The organism is Roseateles asaccharophilus (genome assembly GCF_031458115.1).
GTDB classification, from domain to species: domain Bacteria; phylum Pseudomonadota; class Gammaproteobacteria; order Burkholderiales; family Burkholderiaceae_C; genus Pelomonas; species Pelomonas asaccharophilus_A.
In genome coordinates this window covers 871614-895819 of record NZ_JAVDXV010000001.1, presented here as the reverse complement: position 1 = coordinate 895819, position 24206 = coordinate 871614, and the positions used below count along the sequence as shown (strand labels likewise).

Sequence of the window (24206 nt, the reverse complement as noted above, 5' to 3'; positions counted from 1 at the left end):
GGCGGCCACTTCAGCGTCAGGGCAAGCGACTTTTGAAGAACGCGTTGATCGTCAGGCGGCCCGGCAATTCGCGGTAGGCCGCAGGCGCAGCCTTGCCGATGTCGCCGGAATGGAAGATGCCGCCGTCGTAGAAGATCGCGCGGTTCCACTTGGCCGGCACGCGGCCGATGACCTCGAAATAGCGGTTGCTCTCGGTCATGTAGCCGGGCGCGACGCCGTATTTGTCGCCGAAGGCGCTGGGGTCCAGAGTGCCGGCGTCCAGGCGGAACCGAGCCGTGTCGGCCTCGGACATCAGCGAGCGGAAGAACACCGTGCCACCCAGCTGCTCGTCCTTGAACAGGTAATGCACCGAGGCCGCGACCATCTCGCCCGGCTGCAGGCCGGAGTCGTCACGGTGGCAGATGCGCTGGCGGCCGTCGAGCGTGGCGGCGTCCTGCGTGACGCGCGAGAAGCGTGCATAGATGCCCAGCGGCGCGCCGGTGCGCAGCGGGCCGCCCAGCTGCCGGCGGAAGAAGGCGTCCAGCTCGGCGGCCATGCTGTCGGGCAGGTTGAGCTGCGGGCCGGGATAGGGATGGCCCGGCGGCGCCTGGAACTGGCTGCCGGCCGCCTGGGCCAGCGCGACGAGGGCGTCCGGGTCTTGCGCGAAGTCATCGACGACGTAGACCCTGGCGCCGCCGGCCAGCTCGACGACCTCCAGCTTCGCCTGCGGATTGATGCGCAGCGCGGGGCTGCCCAGGGCCTGGGGCGCCACCTTCACGTCGACCTTGGGCGCCGGCGCGAACTGGTTGATGAACTGCTGGTGCCTGGGCAGCTTCATCATCGTGCGCGCCACGTCCTTGCGGATCTCGCCAAGGAAGTCGGCAAGGCTGCGGTTGTCCATGTTCCGCGTGATGGGGTGGTGGCTGGCGGGCGTGATGCCCTGCCCCATCATGACCTGCACCCAGGAGTTCTCGGCAAACAGCTCACCCTGGCGCAGCATGATGCGGCCGGTGTCGCGGAAATGCTGGATGCGGTGCTTCAGCAGCGGCGGCACTTCCATGTCGCGGCAACCGCGCCAGAACGGCGTGTCGTCGCGGTTGGTGACGTGGTAATGCAGGATGATGAAGTCGCGAATGATCTCGATCTGCTCGCGCGTCTGCAGGTTGTATTCGTCGATGTCGCTCTGGCGCACGCCGTCGGTCGGGAACAGCTCGATGAGGCGGGTGAGGCCTTTCTGGATCAGGTGGATGCTGGTGGACTCCAGCGGTTCCAGGAAGCCGCTGGACAGGCCGATGGCGACGACGTTCTTCTTCCAGACCTGCTCGCGCTGGCCCGGCTTGAAGCGGATGACGCGCGGCTGGCGCAGCACTTCGCCTTCGACGTTGGCCAACAACGCGGCCTGGGCCTCGTCGTCGCTGATGTGCTGGCTGCTGAACACGACGCCGTTGCCGACGCGGTGCTGCAGCGGAATGCGCCATTGCCAGCCCCAGGGGTGGGCGATGGAGCGCGTGTAGGGCACGGGCTCGCCCACCAGCGTCGTCTGCACGGCCAGCGCGCTGTCGCAGGGCAGCCAGTGCTGCCAGCTCTCGTAGGGCACGCCCAGCGTCTCGCCCAGCAGCAGCGAGCGCATGCCGGTGCAGTCAATGAAGAAGTCGCCTTCGAGGAGCGGGCCTTCGGCCAGCTGCAGGCCGGTGACGAAGCCGCTGTCGGCGTCCGTGTGGACCTGAGCGATCTTGCCTTCGATGCGCTGCACGCCGAGCGCCTCGGAGTAGCGGCGCAGGTACTGGCCGTACAGCGTCGCGTCGAAGTGGTAGGCGTAATTGATGCCGTTGTCGGGCAGCGTCGCGAAGCGGTTCTCCATCGCGGCGCGCAGTTCCAGGCAGTAGTCGCCGTAGTCGCTCGCGAGGCCGCGCTTGCGTGCGTCCAGCCAGAAGTGGTGGAAGCCTGCCGTCCAGTGCCCCTTGCCGGTCTTGCCGAAGGAGTGGAAGTAGTTCTCGCCGACGTTGCGCCAGTTCTCGAAATTGATGCCCAGCTTGAACGTGGCCTGTGTGGCCTGGATGAACTCGCGCTCGTCCAGGTCCAGGACCTCATGCAGCAGGTGCAGCGTCGGGATGGTGGCCTCGCCGACGCCGACGGTGCCGATCTCCTCGGACTCGACCAGGCGGATGTCGTAGTGCCGTCCCAGGCATTTGGACAGGCCCGCGGCCACCATCCAGCCGGCGGTGCCGCCACCGGCGATGACGATGCGGCGGACGGGTTGAGCAGCGGAAGTCAGGGTCATGGCGGATCAGCGGTTGAGCCGGTTCAGCAGCATGGAGCGCAACTGTCGGGCACTGCGGTCATCCATCGGCGCGAGCAGGCCACGCGCAGCCGGCGGGATGTGGGCCGCCGTGTGCTCGTCGGCGTCGAAGACGTAGTGGTCGAACAGCGCACGCCAGGCGTCGCGCTGGGCCGGTGGCAGGTCGCGCAGCGACAGCAGCGCCATCAGCAGCGTGTTCAGCGGCGTGTCCATGAAGGGCGGCGACTGGCGCCACCAGAAGTTGACGAGGCCGCTGATGGGCTCCAGCGACTCAACGCCATGCCACCACTGGCTGGGGATGAACAGCGCATCGCCCGGCAGCAGCTCGAAGGTCTGCGCATGCTTGGCCGCTTCGGCGTAGCGCGGGAAGCGCTGCAGGTCGGGCCGCGTCACATCGACAAGGCTGACGGGCTGGCCGGCGGGCGTCAGGTCCAGCGGGCCGATGTAGAGGTTGGCGACCTGCTCGGGTGGGAACAGCGTGAAGCGGCGCCGCCCGGAGACGACGCAGGCGATGTTGTCGGGCAGATCGAAATGCGTGGCCACCTGCATGCGGTTGCCCAGCCAGATGCTGGCATGCGGATTGAACGGGGCCAATGCAGGCAGGTCGTTGGGCTCGCGCAGGCCGGGGAAGCAGTAGTCGATGCCGGTGGAGCCGAGGTAGAGCGCGTCGAGCGTGCCGGCCAGCAGTTCGTCCAGCAGCGCACCGAAGGCATGGGTCTCGCGGCGGAAGTTGAAGTCGGTGAAGTCGGCGTTGTAGAAGAAGCGCCCGCCGATCTCCGGCGCACCGCGCCAGACGTTCAGCCGGGTCTCGGCGCCGAAGCCGCGCAGGTAGTCGCAGAAGGCTGCATCGGAGCGCTGCGCCGCCTGCACCAGCGGCCAGTGCCGCACCAGGCCGCGCAACAGCACGGGCTGGGTGGACTGCAGCACGTCGGCAGGGATGGCGTCGGCACTCACGTCGAAATGAAACTTGCGGGCCGAGCGCCGGGCCGCTCCCAAGCCGGACCGCCCGGGGCGCCGGCGTGCGGCTCAATGCCGCACACGGCGCCGTCCCCCCGGGGGACCGACCAGATGCGCTCGCGTTCAGCGAAGCTCAGTTGGGCGAGGGGCTTTCGTTTCATCAGGCCTCGCGGGCAAGATGGCGCTTGATCAGCGCCCTGAAGTTGGACAGCGACGCGATGGCCATGTAGATGGGCTGCAGGTAGTCGGCCTGGTGCAGCAGACCCACGGTGGCCGTATCCAGCGCGGCGAGGCGCTCCTCGTTGAGGATGTAGTAACCCACCAGCTGGCCTCGCGAACCGTCCGGGCGCTCGACGTCAAGCACGAAGGACTCCAGCAGTTCGTACCGCATCAGCGTCTGAACGAAATCCGTCGTCGCTTGCAGGCCCTCGTGCAGCGCATGCAAAACCGCATTGGCGTTCTCGATGAAGTCGGTCATGCCCCCTTGCGGCAGGAACACGGCCTCGCCCTCGGCGCCGGACGCAATGCGCTTGCTGTCCATGTCGACCATCATGCGCAGCTCGTCGTCGGCAATGCCGATGGAAAACGGCAGGCGCTGCACCGATAGCGGCAGGTAATCAGCATCCCAGCCCTGCCCGTCCAGGAACAGGTTCTGCCCGTGCTGAAGGCCGAACAGCGCGGTCGGCACGAAACCACCCTTGTCGTCCGGCTGGAAGACGATGGGGTAATGCGCCTGGAGCTTGCGGAACTCGTCCACCGTGACGGGCGCCGACATGAAGTCATCGCCCCATTGCGCGCCGCGCTGGGTGATGACGCGCAAGTCCTTGTGCTGGACGTTGTTGAGCAGTTGCAGCATGGGGTCTCGTCTTATGCGGCCGGCGGCATGCCGTGCGCGCGGATGTGTTGGATGAGGTCGCGGTGCCGGGGCAGAGCGCCCAGCAAGCGTCGGGTGATTGTCGGCACGTCCTTCATGCCGGCCTGGGCGGCGGCCAGCCTGTCGGCGCGCAGTGCACGCGAGGCGGGCTGGAACTGCATGCCGTAGAGAACGTACTGGTAGCTCGCCGCGGGAAAGACTTCCTCCACGCGATAGAAGTCGTTGCGCGACGGCGCGCGGTGGCGCCACAGCTGCAACAGCTCGCGCAACGAGTCGGGTTGCGTGGCGGGCGAGCGGTGCTCTCGCCAGTAGTCGGCGCCATCGGCATCTTCGCGGCGGCTCAGCACGTAATGCAGCTTCAGGAAATCGATGATGCGCGACCAACGGTAGGCGAAGGCCTCGTTGAAGCGCTTGGCGACGATGTCCATGTTGGCGCGGTCGGCCGGCATCTCGTCGCGGATGAAGGCGGCCGACAGTTCCACCAGCGCCAGCGCCGACGCCTCCAGCGGTTCGATGAAGCCGGCCGCCAGCCCGACGGCGACGCAGTTGCGATGCCAGAACTGCTCGCGGTAGCCGGGGCTGAAGCGCAGCCGGCGCGGCGTTGCGTCGCCGAGCGACAGCCCATTGCGTTGCAGATGATTAAGCAACGCGCGCTCGGCGGCGGCGTCGTCGGTGTGGCTGCTGGAGAACACCAGGCCGATGCCGCGGCGCGTGGGCAGCGCGATGTCCCAGGTCCAGCCTTCGGCATGCGCGGTGGAGATGGTGGCCGAGGCCAGCGGCGCCTGCGCATCGGCGTGCGGCACTTGCACGGCCAGCGCGCTGTCGTTGAACAGCACGCCCTTCTCGGAGCGCAAGCCCACGCCGTAGTGCTGACCCAGCAGCAGGCTGGCGAGGCCCGAGCAGTCGATGAAGAGGTCGCCTTCGATGTCGCCATGCGCGCGGGTCGTCAGCGCGGCGAGGTCGCCGTTCTCGTGCGAGCGCACGGCGGTGAAGTGGTCGACGATGTGGCGCACGCCCAGCTTGGCCGCCGCATGCCGCTGCAACAGATGACCCAGCTTGACGGCGTCGAAGTGATAGCCGTAGTTCAGGACGCCGCCGAACTCGGGCGTCGTCGTCTGCTTGGGCGCCAGGTGGACGTTGCACAGATGCGGCTGGGGGCCGACGCTTTCGGCAAAGCCCTGCTCGCGACTGCCCTGCAACCAGGCGCTGGCGAGGTCCACATCGCCATGGCCGTGCGGCAGCGTGAACGGGTGGTAGTAATGGTCGCCTTCGCCGCCATGCAGCCAGCCGTCAAAGCGCGACCCCTGCTTGAACGCCGCATCGCACTCACGGATCAGTTCGACCTCGGTAAGGCCGATGCGGTGCAACGTGGCGCGCATCGTGGGCCAGGTGCCCTCGCCCACGCCGATGGATGGCACGTCGGGTGACTCGATCAGCGTGATCTGCAGCGCATCCGCGCCCTCGCCGCCCAGTTCAGCGGCCAGCGTCGCTGCCGTCAGCCAACCGGCCGACCCGCCACCCAGCACCACGATGCGTCGAACCGCTGTCAACTCGGAATTCATCCCGAAAAGTATGGTCTGTGCGGCGACCTTGCGAGCCGCGAAGACCAAGGAATTCTGCAAAGAAATTTGGCCGAGGCAGGCGTTGCGCGCCCGCCCCGGCCAATGTCAGCCACTCGGAAAACCACCCCCGAGGGGTGATCACCGAGCGACCATGCCTATCGCTCAGAAACGATAGCGGGCACCGATCAGGTAACGACGACCGGTTTGCTGCGCCGATACCAGCATTTCCTTGGTGCGGCTGTGCTGACGGATGTAGCCGTCATTCAGGTTCAGCAGGTCAGCCTGAAGGGTCAGGTTCTTGCCGATCTTGTAGCCGATGGACATGTCAACCTGGCCGTAAGCCTCGGTGTAGATCGGGTCGTTGGCGTTGTCATACGTACGGGCGGCGAGGAACTTGTCGCGCCAGTTGTAGGCAGCGCGGATGGACCACGACTCGTTCTCGTAGAAACCGACCAGGTTGGCGGAATCGCTGAGTCCGGGCAGCGGAGCCTGCGTGCCTGTGCTGGCGTTGTTGAAATTCAGCCCGCTCTTCACATACGTGTAGTTGCCCGAAACACCGAAGCCGCTGTTGCCGAACATGTGCTGGAAGTTGAGTTCCAGGCCCTTGATGTTGTCCCCAGCACCATTGGCGTAGCTGTTGATCTGGAACACCATGGGCTGTGCACCAGCCACCGCTCCCGTGATGTCACCAATGATGAAGGCCGGATTGGAGCCATTGGTGATCGTCACGCCAGATTGGCCATTGCAATTATTGAAAATGTAATTGCGGATGGCGATTGCCGTCGTATGGCCTGCGGCCCGGGCTGCGTTGTAGCAAGTTCCGCTGGCCGGCTGATTCAACCCGGGAACGGTCGTGGTGACGGTCGTCGCGCCGATGAAGTCAGAAACCTTCTTGTAGAAGGCACCGACAGCGGCGTAACTCGACTTCGCGTAGTAGAACTCAGCCGACAGGTCGAGATTCTTGGACTTCAGGGGCTTCAACGCCGGATCGCCCGTCGAACCATTGCCGCCGGTGGAACGGTTGGCAACCTGATTCAGGGTGATACCGCCCAGCATCTGATCCCAACCCGGACGACCAATATTGACACCGTAGCTGGCGCGAACCTTGATCTTGTCCGTCAGGTCGGCATCCCAGTCAATGCTCGGCAGCCAGTAATTGTATTTACCCGACTTGCTGCCAAAGCTGCTGGTACCGCCGGTGAGAATCACCTCGTTCTCGGCATTCCAGTTCGTACCCGAATAGGAGATGACCTGGGAGGCAGATTCCACCTTGGTGGACTCATAGCGCAACCCCACCGACACATTCATCGGAACGGCGGTATCGAAGGAATGGTCCCACTGGCCAAACGCCGAGGTGGACTTTTCCGTGGTGCGCCAGTCGTTGCCGGTGCTGTAGTCGGTCAGTGCGCGGAAGTAGGCCTCAGCGCGCTCCTTCGTGAACGGCACGTTCCCCGTGCTCTGGGTGCCGGAGACCTGGGAGTTGGCGATCGCCTGCTTCAGGACGCCGTTGAAGTCGGGCGTGAAGAAGTGGGGGAACAACCGGGGATCGTCATGGCCGGGAATGCGCGAGAAGAAACCACCCAGGCTGTCGATGGCCACCGGAACGTTCTTGAACGAACCCTGCGGACCCACGCCGCTCCAGTCGCCGTGGAAGTTGTTCACGCTTGCCGAGCGGTTCTTCAACTTCGAGAAACCAAGGCCGGCAATCAGTTTGTCATCAGCGCTCAACCGATAAGTGCCGCGCAGTTGAACCTGATCAACCCCTTGATCGCTCAAGTTGCTGTTGAACTGCGAACCCGTCACCGTGGTCTTGTTGGCGTCATAGACCAAACCCGGCGATTGCATGATCGGCAGGTCTTTGTCGTAGTACGCCGTGATATTGCCCTGGTTGAACAGGGCCAGGTCCAGGATGGCATACGTGCCATAAGGGCTGTCCGGCGTCGTCTTGGCCTTGGAATGGTGCGCATCCAGTTCGAACCGCAATGCGTCACTGACTTTCCAATCCACGTTGAAACCCGTGGAATCCAGCTTGCTCTTCTGTGCAAACTGGCCAATATTCATCCCGTAATCGTGTGTCCCATTCCAAACCACGGTCTGGACGATGGGAGCCTGAACCGGGCCGGTCGTGAACTTGGTGGCCGGGCTGCTGCCCAGCGGACCGGAAAACTCATTGTTGAACCAGGCCGAATTCTCTGAATTCTTTGCCTTGACCGTATTGACGGCCATGGTGTGATCGACAGTGAACTTCAGGTCCTTGGTCGGCGCGAACTGCAGCGTCACCTGGCCGTTCAGTCGCTCACGGTCCAGCGCCGTGATCGAGTAGCGCATGTCGTTCGTCGTTGCATACAGGCCGGTCGGCTTGACCGGAATGTTGCTGGACGGGACAACGTTCATGACGTTCGGATTGTTCGTGTGCCAACCGTTTTGCGTGTACGCGTTGTTGGAACCCGAAGCACGCTTGGAGTAGCTGCCGCTGATCGCGATGCCGAGCGTGCGATTGCCGAAGGTGTCGCTGTAGATGCCGGAGATTTCCGGCGTGACCTTGTCGCCCTTGAACGACTCGGGAAGGCGGTTGTTCGAATCATCGAAGTTGGCCTTGATGCCGACGCTGGCGATGCGCTCGCGCACATCCAGCGGGCGCGCCGTCTTGACGTTGATCGTGGCGCCAATGCCACCCGTCGGCGTCTCCGAACGAGCGGTCTTGAAGACTTCGAGCGCTGAAATCGAATCAGAGGACAGGTTGGCGAAGTCAAACGCGCGCGAGCCGCTGGCGCCCTGGTTCAACGGGTTGATGACCGCCGTCGGCATTTGACGGCCGTTCAGCAGCACCATGTTGAAGTCCGGGCCGACACCGCGCACCGTCACCTTCGAACCTTCGCCGCTGGAATTGCGGTCGATGGACACGCCGGCGATGCGTTGCATCGATTCGGCGAGGTTGGTGTCGGGGAACTTGCCGATGTCTTCGGCCACGATGCCATCAACCAGACCGCGCGATTCACGCTTCAGCGTGACAGCGCTGTCAAGCGACTTGCGAATACCCGTGATGACGACGGTCTCCAGCGCAGTGGGGGCAGCCGGGACTTGTTGAGCTTGCACTGCGGACACGCCGGCCAGCAGCGTGACCGACGAAGCCCAGGCGATCGGCTTCAGCCGCGCCCGCTGGGCTTGGTGCCGCATCTTGGAACTCTGAGGGTGTTTCATTTGTCTCCTTGCTTTGCTTAACGACCCGAACCGGGCCGACTTCACGACGACTTTGCAGTCTGCGGATGTCAGCATTTGTTATCGCTACCAATTCACTTGCGCACAAGTGCCTTGGTCAAGCGTGACTCGTACTTTATTGACTCACCCAGACTCATTCCCCTGGGGTTTTCACGAGTCGAGGCAGCGCTGTCCACATTCCACAACATCGCAGAAAGAAGCCAACGTTCACTCGATCACCGCAGGAAATGAACCGGACGGCTCAACAAAAGTCGAGACGAGCATGTTAGCGATCTCAGACCTTCCGATCCACGACCGTCACAAGCGCTGACTTCCGAAATAGACAACGTTGTCTACGATATCCCATTCACTAGCGGCGTTCAATTGCACAGACAGTCTGGTTTACCCGGCATGGTGCCTGCGCGCCACAACATGGCGCACAGGCACCATGCCGAAGCTGTCCGGGGAAGTGCGCCAAGCTCGCTGGCGATGCGCCTCGGACCGCAAGGGCGATACGCGCTGTGGACACGTCGCAGCAACGGCGAGCGCCTTGTTGATCCAGTCCGGCTCCCTCGCCCCCTTGCCCGCCTCGACCAGTCGCAGCCGCTGCGTGGCCTCGCATCCCGATGCTCCTTCTCCGGCGCGTTTCATGCGTGTGCACTCCGGACGACTGCAAGCGCACCGCGGCACCCCGTAAGTACGCAACGCGAACTTCGCCCGGCTCGAAGCCGACATCGGTCAACCCGCGCAAAGCCGCATTTCCCATGGCCCACATCTGGAAAACCCGCAGCGGACTCAGGCGACCGTGGGCTTGCAGACACCCAACAACGAAAGGTCTGCAGACGAAGAAACTGCTAGAGTCACACGCAGGTAACTTCGTTACTTTTTTGAATCGCCAATTTCTCGGACGACCCGCCATGCCTTCACGAGCCGCCCCTGCCCGCCCCGAAATCGACAAGAAAGCCGACAAAAACGAGCCGTTGGTAGCCGATATCCGGTTGCTGGGTCGAATCCTCGGCGACGTCATCCGCGAGCAGGAAGGCCGCGAAGCCTATGAATTGGTCGAGCGCATCCGCCAGTTGTCGGTCGCCTACCGGCACAAGCACGACAAGGAGGCAGGCAAGCGCTTCGACAAGCTGCTGAAGAGCCTGTCCGGCGATCAGGCCGTCAGCGTCATCCGTGCCTTCAGCTATTTCTCGCACCTGGCCAACATCGCCGAAGACCGTCACCACATCCGCCGCCGCGATGTGCACGAGCGCGCCGGCAGCCTGCAGCCGGGCTCGCTGGCCTACTGCCTGGAGCACCTGCACGAAGCAGGCATCCGGCCGACCGAGATCGCCGAGGTGCTGCAGCGCGGCTTCATCTCGCCCGTGCTGACCGCCCACCCGACCGAGGTGCAGCGCAAGAGCATCCTGGACGCCGAGCGCGCCGTCGCGGGCCTGCTGGAAGCACGAGACCGCGCAGGCACCGAACGCGAACTGCGCGAGGCCGAAGCGCTGCTGCGTGCCCGCATCACGCAGCTGTGGCAGACGCGCATGCTGCGCTATTCCAAGCTGACGGTGGCCGACGAAATCGAGAACGCGCTGTCCTACTACCACTCGACCTTCCTGCGCCAGATTCCCAAGCTCTACGCCGAGCTGGAAGAACACCTGCCCGGCGAAAAGTTGCCCAGCTTCCTGCGCATGGGGCATTGGATCGGCGGCGACCGCGACGGCAACCCCAACGTGGGCGCCGTGACGCTGAAGCGCGCCATGCAGCGCCAGAGCGAGGTGGCGCTGCGCCATTACCTGACCGAACTGCACGAACTGGGCGCCGAGCTGTCCATCTCGCTGCGCCTGACCGGCGTGTCGCCCGAGATGCAGGCGCTGGCCGAGCGCAGCCCCGATCAGAACGCGCACCGGCTGGACGAACCCTACCGCCGCGCGCTGACCGGCATGTACGCCCGCCTGGCCGCCACGCTGCACGAACTGACCGGCACCGAAGCGCTGCGCCACGCGGTCGCACCGCAGAACCCCTACCGCTCGCCCGACGAGCTGCTGACCGACCTGCGCACGCTGGAGGCCTCGCTGAAGAGCCACCACGCCGAGGCGCTGATCGCGCCGCGCCTGGCGCCGCTGATCCGCGCGGTGCAGGTGTTCGGCTTCCACCTCGCCACGCTGGACCTGCGCCAGAGCAGCGACCAGCACGAACTGGTGCTGGCCGAGCTGCTGGCCGCGGCCCGCATCGAGAGCGACTACACCGCACTGGACGAGGGGCCTAAGCGCGCGCTGCTGCTGAAGCTGCTCAGCGATGCCCGCCCGCTGCGCGTCATCGGCGCGCTCTACACCGACAAGACGCTGGGCGAACTCGCCACGTTCGAAGCGGCCCGCGAGGCGCTGGCGCGCTTCGGTCGTGAGTCGCTGCGCCACTACATCATTTCGCACACCGAGTCGGTCTCCGACCTGCTGGAGGTCGCGCTGCTCCTGAAGGAAACCGGCCTGCTGCGTGGCACGCTGGACGGCTACGCCACCAGCGATCTCATCATCGTGCCGCTATTCGAGACCATCGGCGACCTGCGCATCGCGCCCACCATCATGCGCGAGTTCTACGCGCTGCCCGGCATCCGCGGCATGGTGGACCGCTCCGGCGGCGAGCAGGACATCATGCTGGGCTACTCCGACAGCAACAAGGACGGCGGCATGTTCACGTCGTCCTGGGAGCTGTATCGCGCCGAGATCGCGCTGGTCGAGCTGTTCGACGAGCTGAAGAAGGTCGGCCCCATCACGCTGCGCCTGTTCCATGGCCGCGGCGGTACCGTGGGCCGTGGCGGCGGCCCCAGCTACCAGGCCATCCTGGCCCAGCCCCCGGGCACCGTGAACGGCCAGATCCGCCTGACCGAGCAGGGTGAGGTCATCGCCTCCAAGTACGCCCACCCCGAGATCGGCCGGCGCAACCTGGAGACGCTGGTGGCCGCCACGCTGGAAGCCACGTTGCTGCACCCTACGCAAAGCGCGCCCAAGGGCTTTCTGCAGGCCGCACAGGCGCTGTCGGACGCCAGCTTCGACGCCTACCGCAAGCTGGTCTACGGCACCACCGGCTTTGCGGACTACTTCTTCGCCAGCACCCCCATCCGCGAGATCGCCGAGCTGAACATCGGCTCGCGCCCCGCATCGCGCAAGGCCACCCGCGCCATCGAAGACCTGCGCGCCATCCCCTGGGGCTTCTCGTGGGGCCAGGCCCGCGTGGCGCTGCCGGGCTGGTGCGGCTTCGGGTCCGGTGTCGAGGCCTTCCTCGGCGACGACCCGGCCCAGCGCGCCAAGAACCTGGCCCTGCTCAAGCGCATGCTGAAGGGCTGGCCCTTCTTCCGCGCGCTGCTGTCCAACCTCGACATGGTGCTGGCCAAGGCCGACCTGGCGCTGGCCGAGCGCTACGTGGAGCTGGTGGAGGACAAGAAGCTGGGCAAGCGCATCTTCGCCGCCATCAAGGAAGAGTTCGAGCGCACGCAGGCCATGCTCAACCTCATCACCGGCGACGCCAAGCGCCTGGCGGCCAACCCGTCGCTGGCCCGCTCCATCGAGCACCGCTTCCCCTACATCGACCCGCTGAACCATTTGCAGGTCGAGCTGATGCGCCGCTACCGCCGCATCGAGAAGGACGATCCGGCCATGGAACGCGTGCAGCGCGGCATCCACCTGTCCATCAACGGCATCGCCGCCGGCCTGCGCAACACCGGGTAAATCCCGGCGGTAGCAAGTCGCACCCCGGGCCGCAAGACGTGGCCCTGGGCGGGGTCGCGCGCTAGAGTCCGCCGCATGGGGCTCCGGTGGCGTTTCGAGTACAGCCTGCTGCTGCTGATGCTGCTCAGCATCGCCGCGGTGCAGTTCTCCGAGGTGCTGCTGCAGCAGGCCCGGGTCATCACGCCCGGTGCGCCTACCCTCACCGAGCCGATGTCAGACCGCAGCAACGGCGGCAACAGCGAGGTCAGGCGCGGCCCGTCCAAAGGCTTCGAGCTGCAGTGCACGCTGCACGAGCGCTATCGCTACCCCTACTGCGGCATCGCGCTGCGCTTCGACCCACAGCGCCTGCACGGCATCGACCTCAGCGAGGTGCGCCGCATGCGGCTGTGGCTGGACTACCAGGGCCCCGCCAGCACGATCAAGATCCAGCTGCGCAACGCCAGCCCCGCCTACGGCATTCCGCAGGGCGAGCAGGAATCGGCCAAGTACAACCACATCGAGATCAACGCGTCGTCCATCCAGGACGGCATGGTCGAGGTGGACCTGCACAACTTCGTCGTCGCCAACTGGTGGATGCAGCAGTTCCACATCGCACCGCACCTGGGTCGGCCGGACTTCAGCAACGTCATCGCGCTCGAAATCGTCACCGGCACCGAGGCGCCGTTGGGCGACTACCGCTTCGTGCTGCACAAGGTGGAGTACGACGTGCAGCATCTGTCCACCGAGCGCTGGTACCTCCTCATCATGAGCATCTGGCTGGGCCTGGCGCTGCTCTACCTGTTCATGCGCCTCGTGCGCCTGCAAACCGTCGTGCGCACGCAGCGCCAGCAGTCCCAGGAGCTGCACGAGATCAACCGCGTGCTGAACGCGCGCAGCGAGCAGCTGGTGCAGATGGCCACCACCGATGCACTCACCGGCGCCTTCAACCGCAAGGGGCTGGAGGACGTGCTGCAGCAGGCGCTGGCCGACTGGCGCACGCACCAGCACCCGCTGGGCCTGGTGCTCATCGACATCGACCACTTCAAGGCCGTCAACGACACCCATGGCCACCAGACCGGCGACCGCGTGCTGGCCGGCCTGGCCGAGCTGGTGCGCCGCCATGTGCGAGCGCAAGACCTGCTGGGCCGCTGGGGCGGTGAGGAGTTCCTGCTGGTCTGCCGCGACACGCAGCTGCCCCAGGCCCTGGGCATTGCCGAGAAGCTGCGCGCGCTCATCGCCGGCCACGACTTCGGCGACGGCCTGCGCGTGACGGCCAGCTTCGGCGTCGCCGCGATGGACAACGGCGAACGCCCGCTGGAGCAGGTGTTCGCCGCCGCCGACGCGGCCCTCTACCGGGCCAAGGCCGAGGGGCGCAACCTTGTCATCGCGGAAGGCGCCCTCACCGGCTGATGCGACGCACTCAGCGCGCCGCCATCTCCAGCGTCTCGCCCACCACGCGCACGCGGTCGCCCACGCGGAACGCCGGCGCTTCGGCATAGACCATCGTGCGCTGCGTGCCGTCGTTCATGCGCACCACCACCTCGTGCTGCGTGCGCTGGTTGTGGCGCTTCTGGATCTCGCGGCCCAGCAGCGCGCCGCCCACCGCGCCGGCCACGCCGGCGGCCGTGCGGCCATCGCCCTTGCCGAACTGGCTGCCCACCACGGCCCCCAGCACGCCGCCGGCCACGGTGCCCAGCACCTTGCCGTCACCGTCCATAACAACCTGGTTCACCGCCTGCACCGTCGCGCAGTCCAGACAGCTGTCATAGCCGGCACGCGTGGCGCGCAGGCCAGCGCCCGCATACGCATTGGAGACGCTGCTCTGCGCCGAACGGTTGCCCTGGCGCAGCTGCGCCACCAGCGGCTGCTGCGTGTCCACCCAGGCGCCCTGCGGCAGGACATACACGCCCGAGTACTCACCCGGGCGAACCTCTTCCAGCATCACGTTGCGCGCCTGGCTGCCTCGCAGCTGCACCGACGCCTGCCCGCCCGGCGTGCCGCGCACCGTGTAGCGCAGCGCCTCCGTGCGGCCCCGGTTGGGCTCGCGCACGACGGCCACCGACTGGATCTCCGGCAGCGCCGCCTCGCCCGGCAACGGCCAACCCACCTGCAGCGCCTCGCCCAGCGTGGCGGTGGCCACACGGTTGCCGGCGCGCAGGTTGGCGTGCACGCGCGAGTCCTGGCTGATGCGGTCCGAGCGGCCCACCACATAGCTGCCCTGGTAGCGGCCCGCGGTCGTCTCGTCCAGCCGCACCTGGCGGCGGCTGCCATCGATCTGCAGCAGCACCGTCGCACCCGGCGTGCCCCAGACGGTGAAGTTCAACTCGGCGCCCGGCTCGAGCCTATCGACCTGCTCCACGTCGAAGCCGGTCACGCGCAGCGCCGCGGCGGCGTTGCGGCTGCTGGTCTGCGCCTCGACGACAGGCACCCCGAACGGCGAGCCAGCCACCAGCGCACAGGCCAGGGCTGCTGACGAGAATCGATTGGCGTGCTTCATGGCGCGCTCCTTCAGTGTTGTGGAATCCCAGCCTAGCCCGCCACCCCGGCGCGCCGGAATCGGTGAGCCGGCTGCACGGCGGTAGGCCACGGCCTACGATGCGCGGCTGTCACGGAGTTCTTGATGACCGACACCCTTGTTACGTCCAGCTTGCCCATCGTCTGCCTGCACTCCAGTGGCGCAGGGGGCAAGCAATGGCGCCGCCTGCTGGCCGATGCCGGCGAGGCCGGCATCGGCTGGCCATGGCACACGCCCGACCTGCTGGGCCACGGCGGCCGCCCCGGCTGGCCCGCCGATGTCGCAAGCAGCCTGAGCTTCGAGGCCGACAGTGTGCTGGCCGGCCTGGCCCTGCCACCCGATCAACCCTTCCATCTGATGGGCCACAGCTACGGCGGCGCCGTGTCTCTGCAGCTCGCCCTGCAACAACCGCAACGCGTGCGCTCGCTGACGCTGTATGAGCCGGTCGCCTTCGGCGTGCTGGACGAAGACCTGCCCGAGTGGCTGGAAGCCCGCCAGGTCGCCGCTGACGTTGCCACGGCGCTGGACCGCGGCGATCTGGACGGCGCCGCGCGCGGCTTCGTCGGCTACTGGCAGGGCCGCGACGTCTGGCCCGAGTTGGACGAAGGCCAGCGCACCCGGCTGGCCGAGCCCATGCCCACCATCCGCCGCCACTTCGAGGCTCTGTCGGCGGCGCGCTGGAGCGACGCGCAGCTCACCGCGCTGCGGATACCGGTGCAGCTGATCTGCGGCGGCGCCACACGCGCCAGCGCACGCCGCGTGGCGCAGACGCTGGCCACCAAGCTGCCCCAGGCCCGGCTGGACGTGCTGGAGGGCGCGGCCCATCTGGCGCCCATCGGCGACGCGGCACGCGTGAATCCGCTGCTGCTGGCGGCGCTGCGGCGCGTGCAGAGCAGCGCGGCCTGAGTCAACGCACGCTCGAGGCGGGGGGCGACGACGCGACGGGGTCTGCCCCGCGGCGCCAACGTGCCGAAAGTGCCGCGTCATCCGCACCGGCCGCCTGCATCTCGGCGCGCACCTGGCCCCACTCGCCGTGCTCCGCTGCCTGCCGCACCGTTTTGCGCATCTCGATCGTCCTCTCGCAGTGCGCCCCCTTGGGCGAGGACATCTGCTCCCTGCGCCACTCGGTCACAGCCTCGTACTCGCGCAGCCGCGGATCCCAGCGCGCTCGCAGCGCGGGTTGAGCAGGAAACATGCCCTTCGCAGTGACGAGGGCAAACAACCGTTCCAGCGTGGTGTCGCCCGACCACAGCGCCTCCAGCACCGCCGTGCAGCGCTGCACGGTGGTCACATCCATTGGCGGCGTCTCCCGACACAGCGTCCTCACCGTGCCGACGTGATCGAACATCTGCCCGGCAAGGACATGCCCGTAGAGCTTCAGTTCCGCATCCACGGCCAACCCGCCCCGCCCGGCCTCTTGCAGGCTGGACAACACCTCAAACAGCTCACGCGCATAGGTGCGCGAATAGCGCGCCTCGCTGGCCGCGCGCTCCAGCACGTAGTCCGCCTGGTCTCGTCGTGGTTCACCGGCACCTGGATCGCGCAGCAGCGCCAACCAGCTCAACAGATTCGCCGGTTCCAGGCGCGACCACTGCGACATCTCGATGTTGGCGCACGCATGCGGCTCGCAAGGTCTCTGCAATGCCATCGCCGTCACCATCGGGTCGCTGGAGGTCCGCGCCAGCGCCTGCAGCCGCGCACTCGACTTCGCGTCGTCACCGTCCGCGCCGCCCAATAGCTCCGCCACGGCCCGCGAGCGGGGATCGCCGCGCTGCGCCAACGCCTGCACCCAGCGTCGGCGCACCTCGGCCTGCGCCTCGGCCAGGACTTCTGCCCCGGGCGTCCCCTCGGCCTCGTCGGCAGCGCCCGCTTGCGTGCCGCTGCGATTGGCCTTGGCCCTGTCATAGGCGGCCTGGCGCTGCCGGTTGAATTCCGCCACACCAAAGCCGCACCAGTCAGCCTTCATGCGCTGCTTCAGCCCGGCTCTATCCAGTCCCTCAAGCGACTCAGTGTTGCGCGCCTCCAGGCCAGGCACCGCGGACGCCGCCGAAGCCGGCCTGACCAGCGCACGGGCGGACACGGCGCTCCCCATCGGCGCCGACGCCGCCTCCGACGCCACGCGGGCCGCCTGGGCATCGTGCAACCGACCTCGCTCACCGCCGGCCCACCACACAGCGGCGACCAACAACAGCAGAGCGCCGGCCCCGAGGCGGTGACGTAACTTCACCTTCATGCACACAGCATAGAGGTGCAGGCGTCAGCGCGCGCCCGACGCCGGCTGGGGTGCCGGCAGCGGGTCCAGCAGGCCACGCCCGGCCTGCCGACGCCACTCGGCCGACAAGGCCGCTTCATCGGCGCCATCGGCCCGCATCTCGGTACGCCACCGCTCCCACTCGCCCTGTGCCACGTTGGCCTGCAGATGCTGTCTGAACTCGGCCGACAGATCGCAAGGCCCCATCGTTTCCCGTGCGGGCGCTTGCTTGAGCTCCCAGACCGAGGAGTTCCAATGCCGAACGGCCTCCAACTCACGCGCCCGAGGCTCCCAGCGCGCCTTCAGAGCCGGCCGCAAGGTCACTGCGTCACGCGCGAGGCTCAGCGCCAGCCCCCGTTCGAGCATGCTGTCCGCCTGCCACATCAGTTCGGCAACGGCTTCGCAGCGCTGGAGCAGGGCCGCATCGGCAATGCCGGCGCGGCACATCCGTATCAACGGCGCCGACGGCCCGAGCGGCCAGGCCCCCATCGCGACACCGATGAGCTGCATCTCCGCGTCGTAGAGCAGCCCCGGAGCCTCGGCCTGCGGCAGGCTGAACAGCAGCGCCGCGAACTCGCGTGCGTAGCTGCGCGAATAGCGCGCCTCGCTAGCCACGCGCTCCAGGACGTAGGCGTCCTGCGTGCGGCGCGACGGGGCGTCATTCAGCAAGGCCAGCCAGGCCTGCAGATTCGCCGGCTCCAGCCGCGACCACTGCGCGGCATCGATGTTCCGGCAGCCCGCCGACTTGCAGGGCCACTGCAGCGCCAGCGCGGTCACCATCGGATCGCTGGACGTGTGGGCCAGCGCCTGCAACCGCGCCCGCGCCGCGGCTTCGTCGCCATCGGCGCCGCCCAGCCGGGCCGCCACGGCCAGCGAGCGCGGGTCGCCGCGCTGCTGCAAGGTCGTGGCCCAGCGCTGGCGGACCTGCACAACCGCCTCGGCCATCAGCTGGGCGCCCGGCGTCCGGTTCAACTCGGCGATCACTTCCCTGCCCGCGATACCGCCGCTGGCGCTTTCCATGATGGCTGCGGCCTGCCTGTGCTGCTCTGCCGCGCCGAAGCCGCACCAGTCGGCCTTCATGCGCTGCACCAGCGCGGCACGGGCCTGTGCATCGGATGATTCCGTGGAGCCGCGCCCCATCGACACAGCCGGCGCGGACGCGCTCGAAGCCGGCACGGACGACCCACGCGCCACCACGGCGTCGCCCAGCGGCGCGGATGCAACGCCAGCGTCGACGCCAGCCACCACCGCATCACGTCGTGCGACTCGCTCTCCAGAGCCCCACCACGCAGCGGCAAGAAGCAGCAGCAGGAGCACCAGCGCAATCACACAGACGCCCCAACGTGACGACACGGTCATGCGCACAACATGGAGGAAGCGTTTCACCGGCCTGGCACCGCGGACAAGGCCCATTGCAACTCGCTGCGCTGCACCAGCCGGCCCGGCCATGCGGCCGTGCGGGCGAGGCTGTCGCAATCGAAACCAACCGACCCGACCATCGAGTCGATGATCCGCCGCCCCTGCTTCAACTGTTCTCGCGTGTAGGGGCGTTGGTCCACGGGCACGCCCAAGCGGTCGGCAAGATTCAGAGCCCCCTCCGCGTCGCTCAGGTTGTCCGCCTGCGCGAGCTGCCAGCGCGCGATGCGTTCGCAGCGCTCGCGGCGTGCCGGGTCTTTCAGCGCATCACGCCGGCAATGACTGCCCAGGTGCAGGAAGGGGAAATCGGCCATCATGACCTCGTTGACGCTGATGTCCTGCGCCGCCAGGCCACGGCCAAGGGCATCGCTGCCAGCCGGCATGCCAGCGATGGCTGTGAGCAACGGGTTGCGGCTGCCGCGCATGTCGCGCCGCAGCGCCTGTTCCATCGCCTGCACCGCAGCCTCGCTGTCGGACCTGTTCATCGCCTCTTCCATGACGCCCAGCCAGGCGCGTGCATCGTCGGGGTCCAGGCGCAGCCAGCCCTGGGCCGTCAGCCCCTGGCAGCTGGGCGCCTCGTGCTTGTCGCGCGGGCTGCGACAGCCACGCAGTGCGAGCCGGTAGGCGGCAGCGTCGCCAGAGCCCGCGGCCAGCAGCGCCGCGCCCTCGACATCCTTCATCAGCAGCCGCGCCGCGACGCGCTCGCTGGCCGATCCCGCCGCCAGCCGCGCGGACATGCGGCTCAGCTCGGCATCCCTGCGCCGCTCCAGCGCGTCCGCCTGCGCTTTGGCCTTCAGCATCTCCGCCGGTCCCCAACTGAGCATCTGCACTACATCAATCCGGCCCACGCCACAGATGTCTATGGACGTACTCTCCGAAGCCGCGGAGGAGGCCGCTGCTGCTGCGTCCGGCGCCACGCCCCGCTGCGTCGCCGGCTGCAACCAGGCATCGGCCATCGCCTGCGATGCCGGGGCCATGGGCGCTGCGACAGCCAACGCCACATCGGCGTCGTGCTGCATCCGGCGCCAGCCCAGCCACGCGGCCAACAAGACCGCCAGCACCACCACGCCGGCGGCGATCAGCAGCCGGCCGCGCGCCCTCATCGCACGGCCTCGGAAGCGGCCCGATGAAACGCCAACTCGCCCTGCACGGCCAACTCCTTCAACTGCCGCGCATTGCGGGCAAAGCCAGCGCAGCTGAAATCCATCGCGTCCCGCACGAAGCCGGCCATCATGCGTTCCTGCAGCTTGCGCCCTTCATCCTGCGACATCGACCTGGGCGAATGCGGCAGGCCCAACTGTTTCTCCAGCGCATGCAGCGCGGTGGCATCGCTGCCGTCCACCACCCACGCAGGCATGCGCCGCGCGACCTGCTCGCACAGCTGGCGCCGGTTCGCATCGGCCAGCTGGCGCGGCCGGCAGGCTTCGCTGACGCCGTACAACCAACCCTGTGTGGTGACCAGCATGTCCGCGCCCGTCGCTTCGTTCAGCAGCCTGGCCTCGCCCGGCGTGGGCTGCACACCGATGGACGCCGCCACCACGGCCGTCAGCGGCCGCTGCGAACCGGCCTGCCAGGTCCCCTGGCCCAACTGATGCAGCAGCTGCGATTGCGCGGCTGCATCGCGCCGTCGGGTCGCGTCGATCAGGCGCGCCATCGCGGGCCAGACTTCGCGTGGCGCCAGCTGCTCCAGCTTCTCCAGCCGCAACGCGGCACACGAAACCGGCGCCGGCGCTACCGCGATGGGCGCTGAAGACGCGAGCGGCGCACGAACGCGCGAGGCAGCATCTTCCCGGCAGGCCTGCAGCGCGATGCGATAGGCCAGCCCATCCTCGGCGCCGCTGGCCAGCTCAGCGGCCGCATTCACGTCGCCACGCAGCAGCGCCGCGGCCACGCGCTCGCGCGGCGTGCCAGCCGCAAGCCGCTGCAGCGCCTCGGCCTTCTGCACTTCCCAGCGCTCATGGACCACCTTCGCCCATGCAGGCGCATGATCGGGCTGCTGCTGCTCCAGCTCCGAGCGCTTCACACGCCCGTGGCCGCAGATCTCGACGCTGCCGTCGTCCGGCGTCGAGGCTACAGGTGCAGCACCGGCTGACGCGGCCGCGTCGGCAGTTGCCAACGTAGCGGCAGTCGCCGCCGATGCCCGCTCGCCGGCGGTGGGTACCGTACGGCCATCTGGCACCGATTCCGGCCGTCGCAACAGCAGCCAGACAACACCGGCCAGCAGGACAAGAATCAGGGCGCCACCAAGTGAGCGGCGTAACAACACGGTCATGACCACAGCATACGGGCCGCACCTCAGCGCGCGGGCCGCGCCGGCAACAGCGCCAACGCCATCGCCAAGTCGCCGTCGGCCGCACGCGTGGCAGACAGGCGATGTATGCGCCGCATGCCCGCGCAATCCATGCCGATGTCCTCGCTCATATGCTGGGAAAGACGCTGCCCCGCTGTCTTCAGCGTCGCCGCGTCATGCGCCTGCTGCTCGGGCGGCAAGCCGACGCGGTCCGCCAGCTTCTGGGCCAGCGTCGCGTCGATCAGGTCGGTCGCGCCTGCCAGCACCTGACGCGCCACCGCCCGACAGTGCGCCAGCCGCATCGCATCCTTCAACGCGTCGCCCTTGCAGGCACGAATCGGCGCACCCATGTCGACCCCCATCATCGCGGCGTCGAAGCCGATGGTCATGACCAGCGCATTGCCGAACCCCGCCACATCCGGCGCCGCCGGCGCGGCGGCCATCGCCTGAGCTTCAAGCAAATACTCGCCGCGCGACAGCCGCGGGCGTGCGGCCGCCTGCGCCAGTGCCTCGTCCACTGCGGCGGGATCGCGGCGCTGCAACGCTGCGTCCATCAGCCGCAGCCACGGTCGCGCGTCCGACGGGTCCAGTTCGGCCCAGCGGCGCGCATCCAGGCGCGCGCAGTTCGGCGTCTCGGGTGCGACGTGCGATCCGCAGGCAGTCAGCGCCATCTGATAAGCCTGCGCGTCGCTGCTGCGCTGGGCCAGCAACGCGGCGCCATCGGCATCCCGCATCAGCAGCCGCGCCGCCACCTGCTGACGCTCGCTGCCAGCGGCCAAGCGTGCGGCGATCTGCGCCAACGCCGCCTCCCCTTGGCGCTGCATCTGCGCCTCGATGTCGGCGGCCTGCGCCTTGCCATGCACCGGGTCCGCCTTCCAGCGCCGCAACTCGTCTGCCGACACGCGCCGCACGTCGCAGAATTCCAGCCCCGTGGGCGGGATCTGCATCGCATCGGCCGTCGCCACCCCACCCGATACAGGATCGGACACCGGCGGCGGCGTCTCGGCATTCGCCCGGCGGACAACGACCGCAGGCGCGTCGGATGCGGCCGCCGCTGCGGGCGCAGCACGGACCCGTTCGGCAGCTTTGGCTGGCTCGTCGGCACGCATAGACAGAACCACGCGAGACACCGGCAGTGCCAGCAATCCCAGTAGCACGAGAGCGCCCCAACGCCAGGCGCGCTTCGCGGCAGGCCTCACCGCCCCTGCCCCGCCAGCGCCTCCCGCACCGCCGCCACCTGGCGGCGCGACACGGCCAGCCATTCGTCCACATGCACCATGCGCACGGCCCAGCTGTCGGCGGACTCGCCGCCGTCGCCGCCGTCCAGCTCGCCAAAGCTGGTGGGCGCATGCCGCTCCAGCTCGCGCACGGCCCAGCGCGCCACCAGCGCGTTGCGGTGGATGCGCAGGAAGCGGTCGCCCAGGCGTTGTTCCAACTCCGACAACGCGCCGTCCAGCACATGGCTTTCGCTGGCGGTGCGCAGCGTCACGTATTTCAGCTCGGCCTTGAAATACAGCACCTCGGCCACCGGCACGCGCTTGAGCCGGCCGCGGTCGGAAATGGTGATGAAGTCGGCCTCCAGCACGGCCGGGGCGTCGCCGGCCGGCAGCGGCGCATTGGCCTGCGCCGCCGCGCGCTCGGACAGCCGCTGCGCGCAGCGCGCCAGCGCGGCCTGCAGGCGCTCGCGACGCACGGGCTTGGTCAGGTAGTCCACCGCGTCGAGCTCGAACGCGCGCAGCGCGTGCATCGCATGCGCGGTGACGAAGACGATCAACGGCACCGGCTGGCCGGCGGCCACGCGCTGGGCCAGACCGTCGGCGAACTGCAGGCCGTCGGCGCCGGGCATCTGCACGTCCAGCAGCACGACGTCGCAGCCATGCTCGCGCAGCCAGCTGGCCGCCTGGGTGCCGGTGGCCGCCTCGGCCAGCACCTCGCAGCGCGGCTCGGCAATGGCCTCCACGAGGCCGCGCAAGCGCAGCCGGGCCAGGGGTTCATCGTCAACGACAAGGACGCGCAGGACGCTCATAACGGCAGGACGAGACGCAGGGAGAAGCGAGTGTCGGTGGATTCAAGGTCGAAGCGCGCGGCGACGTCGTGCATCAGCCGCAGGCGCTGGCGCACATTGCGCAGTGCCAGGCCGTGGCCGGCGATGCGGGCCGGCGCGCCCACAGTGTTGACGATGCGGATCTCGACCTCGGCGCCGCGCCGCGCAGTGCTGACTTGCAGCTCGCCGCCGTCGTCGTTGGGCTCCACGCCGTGGCGCACGGCGTTCTCCACCAGCGGCTGCAGCAACAGCGGCGGCAGGCGGGCGTTGTCGGCGGCCGGGTCCAGCTGCCACTCCACGCGCAGCCGCTTGCCGAAGCGGATCTGCTCGATCGCCAGGTAGCGCCGCGCCAGCTCCACCTCCTCGGCCAGCGTGACTGATGCGCTGGAATCGGCCAGCGCGACGCGGAACAGCTCGGCCAGGTCTTCCAGCACGCCTTCGGCGCGGGCGGGGTCGATCTGCACCAGCGCGATGGCGCTGTTCAGCGTGTTGAACAGGAAATGCGGGCGGATGCGCGACTGCAGTTCCACCAGTTGGGCGAGTGCATCGGCCGGGCGCTGGCTGTGCTCGCGCAGTTTCAGCCAGGCCAGCAGCACGGCCGCACCGCTGGCGCCGGACGCCGCAATGCTGGCCCAGCGCCAGGCCGAGGCCGGCTCCTCGCTGGTCAGGTTGTAGAGCGAGAAGCCCAGAGCGGCGCTCAGCGCGCCCAGGCTCATCAGCGCCAGCCATTGCACCGGTTCGGCCAGCCGCGGCCACAGTCGCCTGGCGGCGCAGACGGCCAGCAGCCAGGACAGCACGGCAAACAGGGTCACCACGGTGCCGCTGGCCGTCAGCGTCAGCCATTGGCCGGCATCGCGCGCCACCAGCGCCATGCCCAGCGCCAGCAGCAACTGCACGCCCAGCACGGCGCGCAGCACCAGGCCCACGTGGCAGACGTCGAAGGCGCGGGTGGGATCCAGCAGCGGCGCGCGGCTCAGCTCCGGCAGTTCGGGCAGTTCGGTGGCCGTGAAGCCCAGCCACTGGCTGACCTGCATCGAGTCGTGCCAGACGCTGTGACGGGGCGCGGGGCGGCGCTTGAAGAGTGACGAAAGCATGTCGGAGGCTGCGTTCGATAATGCCGGGCTGC

General features: G+C 67.9%; 16 protein-coding genes. 3 read left to right on the top strand and 13 right to left on the bottom strand.

What is annotated here, in order from left to right; genetic code table 11:
• Nucleotides 1–16 precede the first annotated feature (16 nt).
• The 5 genes from J2X21_RS04040 to J2X21_RS04020 all read right to left on the bottom strand — a co-directional run bounded on the left by J2X21_RS04040 (nucleotide 17) and on the right by J2X21_RS04020 (nucleotide 8848).
• Nucleotides 17–2260 carry a DUF6445 family protein gene (locus tag J2X21_RS04040; protein WP_310325159.1) on the bottom strand — a complete coding sequence of 748 codons (2244 nt, stop codon included), beginning with the start codon at nucleotides 2258–2260 and terminating at the stop codon, nucleotides 17–19.
• Nucleotides 2261–2266: 6 nt separating this feature from the next.
• Complete coding sequence (locus tag J2X21_RS04035) at nucleotides 2267–3232, bottom strand: cupin-like domain-containing protein (RefSeq protein ID WP_310325158.1); 966 nt, start codon at nucleotides 3230–3232, stop codon at nucleotides 2267–2269.
• 163 nt (nucleotides 3233–3395) lie between these two features.
• Entirely contained in the window at nucleotides 3396–4091 is a 696-nt protein-coding gene (locus tag J2X21_RS04030) for a SapC family protein (RefSeq protein ID WP_310325156.1), read from the bottom strand.
• Nucleotides 4092–4102: 11 nt separating this feature from the next.
• Nucleotides 4103–5671, bottom strand: a complete 1569-nt coding sequence (locus J2X21_RS04025; protein ID WP_310325153.1) for a tryptophan halogenase family protein — start codon at nucleotides 5669–5671, stop codon at nucleotides 4103–4105.
• A 162-nt stretch (nucleotides 5672–5833) separates the two neighbouring features.
• Nucleotides 5834–8848, bottom strand: coding sequence for a TonB-dependent receptor (locus J2X21_RS04020; RefSeq protein ID WP_310325151.1), 3015 nt, complete (start codon nucleotides 8846–8848; stop codon nucleotides 5834–5836).
• A 938-nt stretch (nucleotides 8849–9786) separates the two neighbouring features.
• Between J2X21_RS04020 and ppc the strand changes: the two genes are divergently transcribed.
• Nucleotides 9787–12585: a phosphoenolpyruvate carboxylase gene (ppc, locus tag J2X21_RS04015; RefSeq protein ID WP_310325149.1), complete on the top strand. Its 2799-nt coding sequence runs from the start codon at nucleotides 9787–9789 to the stop codon at nucleotides 12583–12585.
• A gap of 75 nt (nucleotides 12586–12660) precedes the next feature.
• On the top strand, nucleotides 12661–13974 hold the full coding sequence (locus tag J2X21_RS04010) for a GGDEF domain-containing protein (protein WP_310325147.1): 1314 nt from the start codon (nucleotides 12661–12663) through the stop codon (nucleotides 13972–13974).
• A gap of 10 nt (nucleotides 13975–13984) precedes the next feature.
• Here J2X21_RS04010 and J2X21_RS04005 read toward each other — a convergent pair whose 3' ends face one another.
• Entirely contained in the window at nucleotides 13985–15061 is a 1077-nt protein-coding gene (locus J2X21_RS04005; protein WP_310325145.1) for an outer membrane lipoprotein, read from the bottom strand.
• A 123-nt stretch (nucleotides 15062–15184) separates the two neighbouring features.
• Between J2X21_RS04005 and J2X21_RS04000 the strand changes: the two genes are divergently transcribed.
• Entirely contained in the window at nucleotides 15185–15985 is an 801-nt protein-coding gene (locus J2X21_RS04000) for an alpha/beta fold hydrolase (protein ID WP_310325143.1), read from the top strand.
• Nucleotide 15986: 1 nt separating this feature from the next.
• On the opposite strand, the gene J2X21_RS03995 is transcribed toward J2X21_RS04000, so the two are convergent.
• From J2X21_RS03995 to J2X21_RS03965, 7 genes are all read right to left on the bottom strand, one after another.
• Nucleotides 15987–17312, bottom strand: coding sequence for a hypothetical protein (locus tag J2X21_RS03995; RefSeq protein ID WP_310325141.1), 1326 nt, complete (start codon nucleotides 17310–17312; stop codon nucleotides 15987–15989).
• A gap of 24 nt (nucleotides 17313–17336) precedes the next feature.
• A complete protein-coding gene (locus J2X21_RS03990) occupies nucleotides 17337–18647 on the bottom strand; it encodes a hypothetical protein (protein ID WP_310325138.1) in 1311 nt (436 codons plus the stop codon).
• A gap of 65 nt (nucleotides 18648–18712) precedes the next feature.
• Entirely contained in the window at nucleotides 18713–19849 is a 1137-nt protein-coding gene (locus J2X21_RS03985) for a hypothetical protein (protein ID WP_310325135.1), read from the bottom strand.
• On the bottom strand, nucleotides 19846–20862 hold the full coding sequence (locus J2X21_RS03980) for a hypothetical protein (RefSeq protein WP_310325133.1): 1017 nt from the start codon (nucleotides 20860–20862) through the stop codon (nucleotides 19846–19848). The genes J2X21_RS03985 and J2X21_RS03980 overlap by 4 nt, the downstream gene beginning before the upstream one ends.
• A 179-nt stretch (nucleotides 20863–21041) precedes the next feature.
• Nucleotides 21042–22145, bottom strand: a complete 1104-nt coding sequence (locus J2X21_RS03975; RefSeq protein ID WP_310325131.1) for a hypothetical protein — start codon at nucleotides 22143–22145, stop codon at nucleotides 21042–21044.
• 86 nt (nucleotides 22146–22231) lie between these two features.
• Nucleotides 22232–23062 (bottom strand): LytR/AlgR family response regulator transcription factor, encoded by an 831-nt coding sequence (locus J2X21_RS03970; RefSeq protein WP_310325129.1) that lies wholly within the window; start codon nucleotides 23060–23062, stop codon nucleotides 22232–22234.
• Entirely contained in the window at nucleotides 23059–24174 is a 1116-nt protein-coding gene (locus tag J2X21_RS03965; protein WP_310325127.1) for a sensor histidine kinase, read from the bottom strand. Before J2X21_RS03965 ends, J2X21_RS03970 begins: the two co-directional genes overlap by 4 nt.
• Between the last annotated feature and the right edge of the window lie 32 nt (nucleotides 24175–24206).